The 14,110-nt window shown below is 49.5% G+C and carries 12 protein-coding genes; 5 read left to right on the forward strand and 7 right to left on the reverse strand.

The genetic code is table 11. The features are described 5' to 3' along the window. Position 1: 1 nt before the first annotated feature. The 3 genes from Q0577_RS21500 to Q0577_RS21510 form a co-directional block, all read right to left on the reverse strand. Positions 2 to 3,385, reverse strand: coding sequence for a TonB-dependent receptor (locus Q0577_RS21500; protein WP_298740026.1), 3,384 nt, complete (start codon positions 3,383 to 3,385; stop codon positions 2 to 4). A gap of 51 nt (positions 3,386 to 3,436) precedes the next feature. Then, on the reverse strand, positions 3,437 to 4,372 hold the full coding sequence (locus Q0577_RS21505) for a FecR domain-containing protein (RefSeq protein WP_298740027.1): 936 nt from the start codon (positions 4,370 to 4,372) through the stop codon (positions 3,437 to 3,439). Positions 4,373 to 4,542: 170 nt separating this feature from the next. Further along, complete coding sequence (locus tag Q0577_RS21510; protein ID WP_298740029.1) at positions 4,543 to 5,139, reverse strand: sigma-70 family RNA polymerase sigma factor; 597 nt, start codon at positions 5,137 to 5,139, stop codon at positions 4,543 to 4,545. Between the two features lie 126 nt (positions 5,140 to 5,265). Between Q0577_RS21510 and Q0577_RS21515 the strand changes: the two genes are divergently transcribed. Beyond that, positions 5,266 to 5,988, forward strand: a complete 723-nt coding sequence (locus Q0577_RS21515; RefSeq protein ID WP_298740031.1) for a DUF4197 domain-containing protein — start codon at positions 5,266 to 5,268, stop codon at positions 5,986 to 5,988. An 81-nt stretch (positions 5,989 to 6,069) separates the two neighbouring features. Here the strand turns inward: Q0577_RS21515 and Q0577_RS21520 are convergent, their stop codons facing one another. After that, on the reverse strand, positions 6,070 to 7,482 hold the full coding sequence (locus Q0577_RS21520; protein ID WP_298740033.1) for a PQQ-dependent sugar dehydrogenase: 1,413 nt from the start codon (positions 7,480 to 7,482) through the stop codon (positions 6,070 to 6,072). Between the two features lie 233 nt (positions 7,483 to 7,715). On the opposite strand from Q0577_RS21520, the gene Q0577_RS21525 reads away from it, so the two are divergent. After that, on the forward strand, positions 7,716 to 8,105 hold the full coding sequence (locus Q0577_RS21525; RefSeq protein ID WP_298740035.1) for a VOC family protein: 390 nt from the start codon (positions 7,716 to 7,718) through the stop codon (positions 8,103 to 8,105). 108 nt (positions 8,106 to 8,213) lie between these two features. On the opposite strand, the gene Q0577_RS21530 is transcribed toward Q0577_RS21525, so the two are convergent. Further along, complete coding sequence (locus tag Q0577_RS21530; protein ID WP_298740036.1) at positions 8,214 to 8,612, reverse strand: DUF2809 domain-containing protein; 399 nt, start codon at positions 8,610 to 8,612, stop codon at positions 8,214 to 8,216. Between the two features lie 60 nt (positions 8,613 to 8,672). Here Q0577_RS21530 and Q0577_RS21535 point away from each other — a divergent pair, with 60 nt between their 5' ends. Then, the gene (locus Q0577_RS21535; RefSeq protein ID WP_298740038.1) at positions 8,673 to 9,440 is read left to right on the forward strand and encodes an MBL fold metallo-hydrolase; all 768 of its coding nucleotides are present in this window, start codon (positions 8,673 to 8,675) and stop codon (positions 9,438 to 9,440) included. 68 nt (positions 9,441 to 9,508) lie between these two features. Here the strand turns inward: Q0577_RS21535 and Q0577_RS21540 are convergent, their stop codons facing one another. Beyond that, entirely contained in the window at positions 9,509 to 11,191 is a 1,683-nt protein-coding gene (locus tag Q0577_RS21540; protein WP_298740040.1) for a lectin, read from the reverse strand. A 196-nt stretch (positions 11,192 to 11,387) separates the two neighbouring features. On the opposite strand from Q0577_RS21540, the gene Q0577_RS21545 reads away from it, so the two are divergent. Beyond that, positions 11,388 to 11,792: a nucleoside deaminase gene (locus tag Q0577_RS21545; protein ID WP_298740042.1), complete on the forward strand. Its 405-nt coding sequence runs from the start codon at positions 11,388 to 11,390 to the stop codon at positions 11,790 to 11,792. 386 nt (positions 11,793 to 12,178) lie between these two features. Here the strand turns inward: Q0577_RS21545 and Q0577_RS21550 are convergent, their stop codons facing one another. After that, positions 12,179 to 13,009 carry a hypothetical protein gene (locus Q0577_RS21550; protein WP_298740044.1) on the reverse strand — a complete coding sequence of 277 codons (831 nt, stop codon included), beginning with the start codon at positions 13,007 to 13,009 and terminating at the stop codon, positions 12,179 to 12,181. A gap of 378 nt (positions 13,010 to 13,387) precedes the next feature. Between Q0577_RS21550 and Q0577_RS21555 the strand changes: the two genes are divergently transcribed. Beyond that, positions 13,388 to 13,867, forward strand: a complete 480-nt coding sequence (locus Q0577_RS21555) for a hypothetical protein (RefSeq protein WP_298740046.1) — start codon at positions 13,388 to 13,390, stop codon at positions 13,865 to 13,867. The last annotated feature ends 243 nt before the right edge of the window (positions 13,868 to 14,110 follow it).

Consider the following 14,110-nt stretch of genomic DNA (forward strand, 5'->3'; position numbering starts at 1 on the left):
ATTAGAATTTTAGGTTCATGCCAAGGGAGATGGTCCTGATATTGGGATAGGTACTACCGTTATCCGTGTTCAGCTCAGGATCCCACAGTTTGAATTTGCTGAAAGTAAGCAGGTTGATCCCCTGGAGATACACGGAGGAGTTGCGGATACCTGCTCTTTTCAGGAAACCGAAGGGCAGGTTGTAAGCTATCTGCGCTGACTTGAGGCGCATGAAGCTTACGTCTTTCACCCACCAGGAGCTGGCCTGTGTGTTGTTCTTATTCTCTGCCTCACCGTATGCCAGGCGGGGATAAAAAGCATTGGGATCAGGGTTCTCCGGTGTCCAGCGATCTGTAGCAATGGCGTAGGCATTGGTTTGTCCGCCGCCCGCGTTAAACGGAATGATGGCGCGGCCCTGCAGCATGCGGTCTACATCAGACACACCCTGGAACAGCACACCTATATTAAAGCCCTTATAGCCCAGGTTAAAGCCGAAACCATATACCAGTGCAGGTACATCTCCACGGCCGATTTTTGTTACGTCATAGCTGTTGATGGTGCCATCGCCGTTGAGGTCTTTGTATTTGATATCGCCGGGCTGCACCTTGGTGCGGTCGCCTGGAACGGCGCTCTTGTCGATCTCGTCCTGGCTTTGGAACAGGCCTTCTGCCACGTAACCATAACGTGCCAGTACGTTGTTGCCGCGGTGCTCCATCCAGGGGTATGCCTGCGGAGGACGGTCATCTTCTATCACTTTATCCTTGTTGTAGGTAAGGTTGCCGCGCAGGGCCAGGTCTACCTCTCCCAAACGCATATTGTATTGCAGGCTGGCGTCAATCCCTTTGTTATCCACTATCCCCAGGTTGCCGTACTGCTGTTCCTGTAAGCCCATAAACGCCACGTTACTGGCCCTTTGCAGGAAGATGCCTGTACGGTGCTCCTTGAACAGGTCTACGATGATGGACAGGCGATCGTTCAGGGTACGCAGCTCTATGCCGAGGTCCTGCTTGTTGGATACAGACCATTGCACATCGGTAGCATAGCGGGTGATGCTGATGCCGCGGTGAATACTGCTGTTCCTGTCGGGTGTTTTGCCCAGCACATATCCCACACCGTCGTTGCTGTTCAGCTGTGTGATGTAGAGAAACCTTTCCCGGGCGCTGCCGAGGCCTGTGTTACCGTTGGAATAGCGGAACTTCAGGAAGGTGATGGCCTGTTTCAGCGGTGCAAAGAATTTTTCGTTGGATGCTACCCAGCCTATACCAACGGCCGGGAAGAAGCCAAAGCGGTTTCCGGGTGCAAAGAGCTCTGACCCGTTGTAGCCGAAGTTGAATTCTGCAAAGTAGCGGTCGTCAAAAGAGTAGGCCGCTTTACCTGCATAGCCCAGGTATCTTTCGGGGATAGAGCCGATAAAATCACCGGCCAGTGTATTGGTCTTATCGCTGGAATAAAAGAGGCCCAGGCCTGTTACGCGGTGCTTACCAAATGCCCGGTCGTAATTGATGGCCGCTTCTGTATAGAACTGGCGCGTGGTGCGGCGGTCGCCGTCTGCTTTATCGAAGCCCAGGTATTCATCGCCGGTAAAGGTCTTTACCAGGTTCAGCGAACCATCGGGCTTATAGGGATTGGCCTGATCGGGAAAATAGGTGTCTTCTCTTTTTGAGCGGATGATGTAGTTCTGGTTGTAGGTATCAAACGCAAACATGGCGGTTACACTGAGGCCCTCCGTAAGCATATCCAGCGCCTGTGTGGCCCGCAGATTAGAATACAGCTGGTTCTTGAACTCGTTGCGGTATCCCCGGTGGGTGAGGTCTGCATAGGGGTTGCGAAAGCCCCCGTTAGACGACTGACCAGGTACCAGGTCGCCCGGGTACATGATGGGATAGGCCACCGGTGCGGCGTCCATGGCGCTCTGGAAAATATCGTGCGTGGCAATAGCGGGGTAATTACCGTTGGAGAAATAACCCTGTAAGCCCACATCCAGGCGGGTGGTTTTAGTTACGCGCAGGTTCAGGTTACTGGTAAAATTGTAGCGGTTGTATTTTAAGGAGGAGTTATACTTTGACAGATCATCTGTTTTCAGGAAACCCGTTTCATTGAAATACCCCAGCGACACATAGTACTGCGCATTCTCCACACCGCCGCTGGCATTCAGGTTGGCGCTGCGGGTGTGCCCATATTTGTTGAACACGGCATCCATCCAGTCTACATCAGGGTACAGCAGCGGGTCAACACCGGATTTTGTTTTATCGATATACTCCTGGGTGTAGAGCGGGTTCTGGTTACGGGTAGCGCGGGCTTCATTGGCCAGGTTCATATAGGTGATACCATCCAGCATTTCGGGCCGTTTGGTAAAGGTGTTCACGCCTTCGTTGTAATCGAAATAGATCTGCGGCTTACCGATCTTACCGGTTTTTGTTTTCAGCAGTATCACGCCGTTGGCGCCTCTTACGCCATAGACAGCAGTACCGGCTGCATCCTTCAGGATAGTGAAAGATTCAATGTCTTCCGGGGAGATGTTGTTGATAGAGCGTTCTACTCCATCTACCAGTATCAGCGGGGTAGCCTTGTTGCCATCGCCAAAGGTAGAGATACCGCGTATCCAGATATCGGCGGCGCTCCTGCCCGGTTCGCCGGTACGCTGCACCCCAACTACACCGGCTATACGGCCTGCCAGCATGGTAGAGATGTCTGCCGCCGGTTGTTTGAACTCAGCAGGTTTGATGGTAGACTGTGCCCCCACCAGGCTTACCTTACGCTGGGTGCCGAAACCTACTACCGCCACTTCGTTCAGGGTACGGTTGCCGGGTTTGAGCTGCACATTGATGATGGTTTGTGCACCTACGGCTACTTCTGCCGTTTCATAGCCAATGAAGCTGAATGCCAGTACGGCATCGGGCGACTGAACAATGATCTTGAAGCGGCCGTTATTGTCTGATGAGGTCATGGTGCTCACGCCTCTTACCGCGATGCTGACACCTGGCAGCGGTTGTCCTTTTTCATCTACTACCGTGCCCGAGACTACAATATCGGCACGTGATCCGGAGGCAGCAGGGCGGTCTGCCGCAGGGGCTTTGCTGATCACTACAATGTTGTTGACTTCCTTGTAGCTCAGAGATTTTCCCTGCAGCAGCTCCTGCAGCACACGCTCCAGTACAGCTTTGGTAAAACGGTTCTTTTCAATGGTGTAGGAAGACAGTAACTGTTTGTCATACGCGAACGTGACCCTGGTTTCCTGCTGGAGCTGCCGGATAGCAGATTCCAGGGATCCGCTTTTGAGGGCAATGGTAACGATCGTTTCTTTCAGTACTTGTCCGCGTCCTGCATACACAGGCGCAAAGGCATAGATGAGGAAAAGGAGAAAGAACAGCATTCCTCCCTTGTGTTTTTTGTTCAATTTTTTCATACGTAGCTAGGCGTTATAGATGATGATTGATAATAGGGCGATCACGACGGTTTATTCATACATTATTATCTGGTTGTTGACGATCCTGGTTTTGAATTGGTGGATGGCTGCCAGTACTTCTACTACTGCAGCGGGTTCCATGTTGGTATTTAAAACAGCGGTGTAGCGGCTTTCACGGATATGATCCTGGCTGGAGCTGATGCGGATGCCGAAGTTCTTTTCTACCAGTACGCTCATTTCCGTGAAGGAAACATCATTGAGCACCAGGCGTCCCTGCATCCATTCGGGACGGCCATTGGCTGCGGTACCGATACGGCCCGTTTCTTTGATCTTATCATATACCATGGCCTGTCCCTGTTGCAGCACGCCTGCTGCCGACTTACCGGCCACACTTATTTTACCGGATGTAACCGTGATGCTTAGCTGGTGAATGTCCTGGTAGGCTGATATATTAAAAGAGGTGCCCAGCACCGTGGTGCGCAGGGGGCCGCTTTCCACGATGAAGGGACGGCGGGTATCCGGTTGTACATCAAAGAATACTTCGCCGTCGAGGAGCTGTACCTTTCTTTCTGCAGACTGATCATCGGGAATACGAAGGGTGGAACCGGCGTTCAGGGTAAGCTGACTGCCATCCGGCAGCTGCACTGTTTTCCGCTCACGGTTACCGGTGTGGATCTCGGTATAGGCAGGGGCGCTGTTATAAGCAGCCTTCCACAGGAAATAGGAACTTGTGGCGCCGGCTATCAGGAGCACGGCAGCGGCGGCTCTTACCCAGGTACGGCGATAGAATGGCTTCAGCGGCCGGATCTGCGGCGATATACGCTGCCATATCTCATCACGGATGCCCTGCTCTTCTGCTGCGGAAAGCGGCGCAAGCGGCTCCTCATCAAAAGATTCATACCATTCATCTACTGTTGCCTCTTCCCACTGTGAAACGCGGCCCAACAAGTAGCGCTGTAACAGTTGTTTTATTTTTCCTGTTTCCAAAAAGCGGTGTTTTTATAAGCTTATCTCCAAAAACGTGATCTGGTACCAGCCGCTTTCCGGATTTTTTTAAAAAAAGTGAAAAGAGGAACTGGCCGCGGGGTTACCGGAACAAGGACAATTAGTATAATTCATTGAAAAACAGTACCGGATGCTGCGGCCTGCAGTGATGATTACTTATTATTAAATTGACAGAACAGGTAGAACAGGATCAGCGCCCAGCCGCCGGAGATGCGGGATTGCAGGGAAGTACGCAGTCGTTTCAGTGCTTCGGTCAGTTGATTCTTTACGGTTTGTTCGGATATATTCAGCCTTCTGGCAATTTCTGCGATCGAATAATCATCTTCCCTGCTCAGGCGGAAGATCTCCTGCATGCGGGAAGGCAATTTGCTTACCTCTTTTTCGATCAGCGCCTGCAGCTCTTTGGTTTCAAGCCCGTTTGCCTGTACTTCATCCAGGATGTCGAAAACAGCCACCTGTCTGATCTCTGCCTTGCTGAAAGCATAATGGCTGATCATGCGGTATTTGATGGCCGTAAACAGGTAGCGGCCCAGTTCACCATCTTCTTTCACAAAGATCTTAGCCCGCCGGTTCCAAAGGGTCAGCATTACCTCCTGCACCATATCTTTCGCCTCATCTTTATCTACCCGCTGGCAGGCTTTCATATAGAGCGCTTTCCAGTACCGGTCGTACAGTATTTCAAACGCGGTCACATCATCTCTTTTGATAGATTGCAACAATTCATCGTCACTCAGCAATTTTGCCTGCATATTCAGGAGATAAATGTGAAAAAATGACCGCCCAATAAGATAATGCCTGGAAACAAAAATAATATTCTCCAATAAATTAATACTTATTTTTTCAACCTATTATATTTGTTCTAACTTACATCTACTATGAAACACAAGCTTTTCGCAGGTATTGTTGCACTGTTGTTCTTCACCGGTTGTGAGAGCACCCAGCAGATCTTACAGAACTTACCCAACATGAATTCAGGCCAGCTCAGCTCCGCACAGATTGCAGCGGGACTGAAAGAAGCGCTGACCATCGGCACACAGAACAGCGCCAGCCGCCTATCTTCCGTAAACGGATTTTTTGCCAATGCGGCCCTGAAAATACTGATGCCGCCGGAGGCGCAGAAAGTAGAATCCACCCTGCGGAATGTGGGCATGGGCAGCCTGGTAGACAAAGCCGTACTGGCTATGAACCGCGGCGCAGAAGAAGCAGCCAAGTCGGCTACACCCATATTTGTGAATGCCATTAAACAGATGACCATCACCGATGCCATCGGTATACTGAAGGGCGGGAACAATGCGGCTACCAATTATTTCAAGCAGAAAACAACCGCTGCATTAACCACTGCCTTCAAGCCGGTTATTAATGATGCACTGAAAAAAACAGACGCCACCAAATACTGGGGAGATCTATTCTCCGTATACAACAAATTCTCCTCCACACCTGTAAACACAGATCTTGCGGGCTATGTAACAGAAAGAGCCGTTAGCGGTATCTTCCATGAAGTAGCGCTGGAAGAACAGAAAATAAGGCAGGACCCGGCCGCAAGGGTGACCGATCTGCTGAAGACAGTGTTTGGGAGCCAGGTAGCGCAGGGTAAATAGCTATCAGCTATTAGCTGCGGCTGTTAGCAAATGCGGCGAAAGTTATCTCCGCATCAATCGCTAACAGCCAGCAGCTAAAAGTTAAAAATCCATTTTCCCATTCTTTTCTTTTTCCTGCGGTACCAGTTTAAACACTTTACCGGTAGTGCCTGATGGGCCAGACATGCTGGATACTGTCAGGTAGATCTCACCATCATTATCCTGGCCAAAGCCTTTCAGGTAATATCCCAGGTCGTTGGGATGGTCTTTGGGGTTTACTTCATCATAATCCCAGAGGCCGGCGCCACCGGGAGTGGCGATAAAGAGTTCTCCATTGGGGCCGCCATCAAAGTTCTGTGAGAACGTACCGAAGAGGTATTTGCCCTGCCAGCCGTGTATGGCTTTACCGCGGTATACGTTGCCGCCTATAATGGTGGTGGCTTTGCCGCCTTTGGGGTTAGCGGCGTTGTTCACTTCGATCACCGGGTCTGTCAGTTCCACATTATAGATATCTTCAGCGGGGCATCCCGGCAGTTCTTTCGTGTTGTCTGCAGCGTCAAAACAGTGTGTACCTTCTTTTACATTCCAGCCGTAGTTACCCCCTTTTTTTACAACATCTATCTCTTCATATAATGCCTGACCGGCATCACCCAGGTATAACCAATGATTGCCGCCCATGTCAAAAGAAAAACGGTATGGGTTGCGGAAACCATAGGCCCAGATTTCATCCAGTCCGTCCTTTCCAACAAAGGGATTATCTGCAGGGATACCGTATGGCTCGGTTCCATTTACGTCAATACGCAATATATTGCCGAACAGGTTCTTCTCTATATCCTGTCCGTTGCCGCCTTCATTTACATCATACCAGTCATCTACGTGGCCCGGGGCTACATCATCCGCTGCGCCACCATCTCCTATAGCGATATACAGGTAACCGTCGGGGCCGAATGCGATGGTGCCGCCATTGTGATTACTCTGCGGATCATCCAGTTCCAGGACGACTTTTTCGGAAGCTAAGTCTGCAACATCAGGATTACCGGGAGATACCCTGAACGATGCGATACGACTGAGATTATTCCAGCTGCCGCCACCTTCGGGTCCGCCTGCACGCGGACTGAGATTGTAGTACACAAAAAAGCGTCCGTTGTTCCTGAAATTGGGGTGAAAGGCAAAACCCAGCAATCCGCGTTCATCATAACCTGCGTTCAGCGGTACCAGTTTGGCGGTCAGATCCAGGAAGGGTGTGCTTTTTTTACTGCCGTTCTTATCTACAATCCAGATCTTTCCAACCTGGTCAATAATGAACAGCCGTCCGGATCTGTCGGGCGCTTCCACTAAGCCGAGTGGAGAAACAAGTCCATCGGCAATCAGCTTCATTTCAACGCCTTTGGGATGCATCTCATCAGGTTTTTTACAGCTCTGCGGTAGCAGCAGCATGCTTAGTAACAATAAAGAAAGGGGGGCCGTCATGCTGCGTAGCAGCAGGTGCATGGCTAGCGTGGAATTGACTTTCATACAGGATCTATTTTAGATTGTTAGTAAATCATCAACAGATTATCATTCCATAGGCAGCCGGGGGTACTTTATAACTACGGAAAGATGCAGAAAAGGTTGCGTCGGCACAAAGATTTATTGAAGATTTAAACCAGCGCTGTGGCTCAGTTTGGTGAATGTATATGATTTTTATAAGCGGGCTTATGTATAAGGTAACGCTCAGCGTTCTGTAACTTTATACAAAACAGTGTATCATGTTCGGACAAACAAAAGCATTCAGCAGTTTCTCTGTCAGCAATTTGCAGGAAGCGAAGGAATTTTATCAGCAGCAGCTGGGACTGGAAGTAAGCGAAGAAAGCGGGATGTCTATTCTGCGATTGCATATTGCAGGCGGTAATGACGTAATGGTCTATCCCAAGGCTAATCATATGCCCGCCACTTTTACAGTGCTCAATTTCCCGGTAAAGGATATTGATGCGGCAGTAGATGAGCTTACAAAACGGGGTGTGCGTTTTATGCAGTATGACGGTGAACTGAAAACAGATGAGAAGGGGATTTTTCGTAGTGACGATAAAGAACGTGGACCGAACATTGCATGGTTTGAAGACCCGGCCGGGAATATTATGTCGGTGATTGAAGAATAGAGTATGCAGCTGACTGCATCAGCTGGTGGATATTTGCCGTTGCAGGTGCGGTGGCGGCGGTACTGGCGTTGCTGACGGTGAGCACGCAGACGATCAGGGCGGCGAATGTTAACCCCGTGAAGAGTTTGATGACGGAGTAAGGATCTTATTGCTGCGCTCTGCCAATACCACCAGCAATATCCCTAAAGTATAAGCGATCATATCTGACCACGCAAAACTATTGCCGATAACAATATTTGCCAGCCTTGAATGCTGCAAACCCAGACGCTTCACCAGCTGGAAATACTGTAATACCTCCACTGTATAGGCAAATAAGAGCACGGCGATGGCTGTTGCTTTAACCGGCGCATTGATCCATGCCTTTACAAAGCAATAGATAAGGATGACCACTAAAAAATCTCCCACGTAAGGGCGGATGAAATTATCATGCACAAATACGGCGATGAGGATCTCTGTTATAAACAGCAACAGGAACAGGGAAAAATAGCGTGTGCTAAACTTAAACATAAGGGCCTTAAGATAAGTATTTATTCCTGTAACTTTGGTCAGACACAAAACTGAAACGTTATGAGCTTCAAAGTACAACTCCTCAGGCACGCCACCCTGCTGCTGGATATAAACGGCAAACGCATACTTGTTGATCCCATGCTCAGTAAAAAAGAAGCAATGGACCCCGTTCCCAATGCCTCCAACACCGACCGCATTCCGCTGGTGGAGCTGCCTGTTAATGACAGCGGGCTCGAAGCATTACTCCATTCCATAAAAGCCGTTCTGGCTACACATACGCATCGCGACCACTGGGATGTGGCTGCACAGCAAAAAATACCTGCTGATACCACGATCCTCTGTCAGCCGGCAGATGAAATCCTGATCAAAGAACAGGGCTTCAGCAAAGTTAAAACGGTGGAACCTTCCCTGCATTGGGAAGACATTGTGATTCACCGCACCAGCGGCCAGCATGGCACCGGGGAGATTGGTAAGCTGATGGGCACTGTTTCCGGTTTTGTGCTGGAACACGGCAAACACCGTTTATACATTGCCGGTGATACGATCTGGTGTAAAGATGTGGAAGACGCCATCACCACGCATCGGCCTACCTATATCATTGTGAACGGCGGCGGCGCGCAATTTGTGCAGGGCGACCCTATTACCATGACCACAGACGATGTACTGCAGGTGGCCAACTTTACCAAGGCGCCTATAGCAGTGGTACACCTGGAAACCGTGAACCACTGTCATCAGAAAAGACCCGACTTCAAACAAGCGATAGCAGCGCATAAACTCGGCAGCCGTATAGCCGTACCCGATGACGGCGGCTGGTGGGAACTGCAATAAAGAAAGAATGCCGCTAACAGGAGGTCCTGTCAGCGGCATTGCAAGCTTTCCAAAGGATATTTATCAGGTTATTGGTTTACACGAAATCGTTCGGTTGCCTGAATGGTGGTGCGGTTACAGGTCATGGGCTGTGTACCGCCTTCGCTGGAAACATATGCGCCATTGCTCCCTCTTAAAGAAATGGTACCGTCTGCATTTGTTATCCAATCAAACTGTTCCCATGGACCGATAGCCATCCGGTTACAATTCATTGGCTGTGAACCATTCTCTGAACATACGTATTTTCCCTGGTTGATCAAAGCTATTTTTCCGTTTCCTGCATTTATTACGGTAAACTGCTCCCAGGATTGTGCCACAGCCCGATTGCAATTCATGGGCTGGGCGCCGTTTTCGGCGCATACGTACAGGTTGTTGGCGCCTTTAAGGGTAATGGTCTGACCGATGGGCGCCCCGCCGCCGCTACCGCCGGGAATGGTGGGCGTAGGCCGTGTGGCCGTGAGCGCTATCTGGCCTTTAAGCATTTTGCCGCCATCGCCTGTCAGGCGCAGGTAGTAGTCTGCAGAGCATGCCACCCCATCTTCATCAAGGGCCAGGAAATTAGCGCCGGCGGGCACCCAGGCGGCAGTCTCGGCCGTTTTGGCGATCTGGTTACCTTCGTTATATTCATCGAACATGGAAATATAAATGCCGTGTGCGCCCAGCCGGATCATATTGTAGAACTGCCGCCACATAAAGTCACCGTGTGTGCGCTGCCGTTCCTGCAGATCACCGGGTAGTACACAGGGTTGGTAGTCGATACCGTTCTGGTTGCAGAAGTCCTGGTCACCGGTGTTCACATTATTGTAAAACCAATCAGACCCGTTGGCATCGCCAATACGGCCCACCATCCAGGGCGAGAGCATGTTGAAGGCGCGGTATACATCCAGGAAGCCTTGTCTTGAATCCGCATCGGCAGGAGCGGTACGCCACCAGGTAGGCACGCCGCCGATCACGTAACAGCCCTGGCCTTTGAACCAGTTGATCACCTCGAGACAGGCGGCCGCGGTAAAATTGTGATTGTTATCATTAAAGCCGAAGCCCCAGATACACACCACCGGTTTACCATTCTGCATGGCGTAAGCAGATGAAGCCGTGTAGGCTTTCATCTTGTTGGTCCAGTCGGTCTTGATCTCTGACTGCATGTTGTTCCATCCGCTAACATCATACATGATATAAAACTTACGTCCATACGTTTCTGCGGCTGTTCTCACCTTGGCGGTAATGGCATCGCGGATGGGGCCTTCCGATCCGTTGGGATTGAAGCGCTGCAGGGCGGCGCAGTCGATCCCATACTGCTGCATCCATTGGAAATGGACATTGACCGTCTGATCGCTGAAGGAGGAGAATAACCTTGCCTGCTGGCCGTTGTTCAGGTTTGCCCAGCCGGTGGCATAGGTGTTGGTATAGTCCCGTACATCGGGCCAGGACTTGATACCATTGTTAGCGGGCGATGGCAGCTGGGCCCAGTTCTGTGTCCAGTGCCACCAGGCATTGATGGGGGAGCCATCGCCCACACAGGCAAACCAGCCCTGGTAGCCGGCGGTGATCTTCCCGACCACATCGCCTACCGGTGACGCCAGTACGCTGGCCCTCACATTTTTTTCCTTGGAAAGCAGATCTGATGTTGCATCCTGCGCTCTCTTCATGCAGGAAATAAACAGCATGCTGATTAACAGCGATAAAAAGCTGATGACGTGTGTGCTTTTTTTCATTTCTGTGGGTTTAAGGTTTTCGAGATAGGTTTGAAAGGTTAAACTATTGAACCTTCAAACGCTTAAACGTTTAAAGGTTCAAAGTTGTTTTATGGGTGTTCGGGAATTATGATGGTGGAAGTGATATTGGGACGACGATCCAATGTTGATCTGACCTTTAGAGGATGCAAATGAAGAAAAGATGTAGTTTTGAAACATGCAGGACCAGCAATATATGGATCGCTGCCTGGAACTGGCAGCAATGGCGGCAGCAGCGGGAGAAAGCGCTGTTGGCTGTGTAATTGTAAAAGACGGACAGATCATCGGGGAGGCGTATGAAAAAAGCAGGCAGCTGAAAGACATTACCCGTCATGCAGAAGCGCTGGCGGTAATAGATGCGGTACAAAAGACCGGCTCCTGTGCGGGGGCAACATTATATACCAATGTGGAGCCCTGCCTGTTGTGTTCTTATGTGATCCGTCATCACAGGATTGCGCGGGTGGTATACGGCAAAGCCTGCGGAGAACTGGGCGGCACTCATCCCCCATTTAACCTGCTTACTACGGATGATATTACAGCGTGGGGCAGTGCGCCATTGGTAACGGTGTATCCCGGCGAATAAGCGCTCACTGCGAGCTCACTAAGCACTTACTACAGACTTACTAAGCACTTACCAAGCACTTACTAAGCTTCCACTAAGCAGGTACGTACAGTAAGCGTACAGTAAGCGTATAGTAAGCCTTGACTAAAACCCAGGGGTAAATGGACATGAGGTGGAGTTGATCGGGACTTCAGCCGGGGATGAGGTGAAGGACAGTTTAAGGTCAATAGCCGGAGATTTGGGTTTGATTGCAGTTTGAGCGTTGACAGAGGGCATATCTCCAGGGGTGAAAGGGCGGCTTTAAACGCGAAAAAAGAAGATTTTACGCAAACGGGATACAGGATATCCGCAGGCTAAGCGCCTGGGGGTTGAATGATGATAGTAAACTGAACGGAGTACGGGCTGTTTTACTCTCTTTGGAGGTAGTATCGGTGTGGTTCACCACGGGGACTTTGCAGCCCCTGTAAAGACGGCGAAGCAGGTGTTTGCATGCTATGAGCAGAAGTGGGTCTGCGGAAGACGAAGCGTTTACGGCATGCTTTTCTTATGAGCGCATCCGGTATGCGTACCTGGTCTGCCGGTACCGCCAGGTGGATCACATCGGCGGCCATATAACGGCGATCGCCGGAGGGGAACAGCACGCCATTGGCAGCTTTACAGGCGCGGCACTGCAGGATGACCATGAGTACCCCCTCTCCTGCTGTGGGAACGTTTAAGGAAAGGCCCCTGAAGGGCACTTCCTCATCCAGTTCGATAATGGCGGTGGAGGATTCGGAGCTGAGTACACGGTGGCTGCGGAAGTCCATTCTTACGGCAAGGAGGCGTACTTCCAGGTGGGTGTTATTACCTTGTGGTTCCAGCTCCTGCGCGGGGATGTGCAGGGTACCGCTGACGGTGAATACGGGCGGAATGGTAAACAGCTTATCCAGTCCGCTATGGTGGTTAAAACGAAAGCCCTGCAGCTGCGGGAAGTTATCACGTCCGGATTGGATGAATAGTTTATTCAGGCGGTTTACGACGGTACCATCGTAGCGTATATCCAGGTGAGGGCGCACGGTGGAACGAATGAGCTTCCCTTTCCGGCTCGCAATGCCGAAGTAGCGGGCAGCGCGTCTGGTGGCGGCTGTCTGCCTGATCTTGTCCGGCATGCTACGGAAGAAATATCGGCCATTTCTGCGGTAGCCGATGATGTTTTCAAGTCTGCCGGTGAATTTATGTATGCCGACCTGAAGGGCCATGTGAAATGATTTTATATAAAAATACGGGAAAGGATGCAATGATGGATCAGGTGGTGTAATTTAATGATCTGGATCAATTTTTATTCCTGGTGGGAATGGCGGGGAGGGTGCCAAAATTCCATCCAATAGACTAATGTGCTTCCACATGTCTATAAAAAGTGAATCATCTTGAACACTCCAATATAAATGCGGAAAACTCAATAAAATTGAGAATAATAGTGGAGTTATTAAAGCAGGAATCAAAGCTGGTAACACTGGCCATTTGAAATTGGCATTACGCAAAGTCAAGCTAAAATGAAGTACCTAATATGTTTAATAGGAGTAATACTGTTAGGAGTATCGTGTAAACTCCCCATACATGACAGCCAGAACGATGTCATGAAACTGGTGTATCGCAACCACAAATCTTTCTTCAACAAATATCTAAGTGATAAACCCGACTATACCAACATTATTAACTTTGGAAGCAAAAGAAGAGCGAAGTTGTATGAGAAAAATGGAATATACCCTGCTAAAATGAAGGAGTTCATTATTCTGGAAGGGTTTAGTTCCGGGTGGGGATATTACCGGGGGCTACTCATCAGTGATGGAACGAGTTATTTTTATAGTAATAGTACTTCAGGAAATTGGAATCTGCAGCCAATTACTCTTGATAGCAATATCGAGAAGAAGACAGGGATTAGAAAAACCCTGATTGACAAAGTCAGATCATGGGATACTATATACATTGATGAACAGAGGAAGCAGTTAGGAGCATTTGTATCTGATGGTTTTGTTTTTATGGCAACTAAGGTTAAATATGATGATGGTCATCCTCTTCAAATAGAAACAATTGCGTTTGACGAATTTGTACAATAGGTGGAGTTATAAGAGGTGAGATTTAAGTGAGAATTTAATCAAACAAAGTATTATGATACGATTCTGGAATATCCTGTTCTACAACATATTTAAGTTTACAATTCATACATCTGAAGCAGTTACATATCCTATACAAAAAGTAACTGGACTAATTTATGAAATTTCATTTATAAAAAAGGACTGGAGAAAAGTAAGCTCCCGGTAGACAGCATCTTCAAGATTCGGCTATTTGGATTTATGTTT

It is taken from the genome of uncultured Chitinophaga sp. (assembly GCF_937898475.1).
Taxonomy (GTDB): Bacteria; Bacteroidota; Bacteroidia; order Chitinophagales; family Chitinophagaceae; genus Chitinophaga.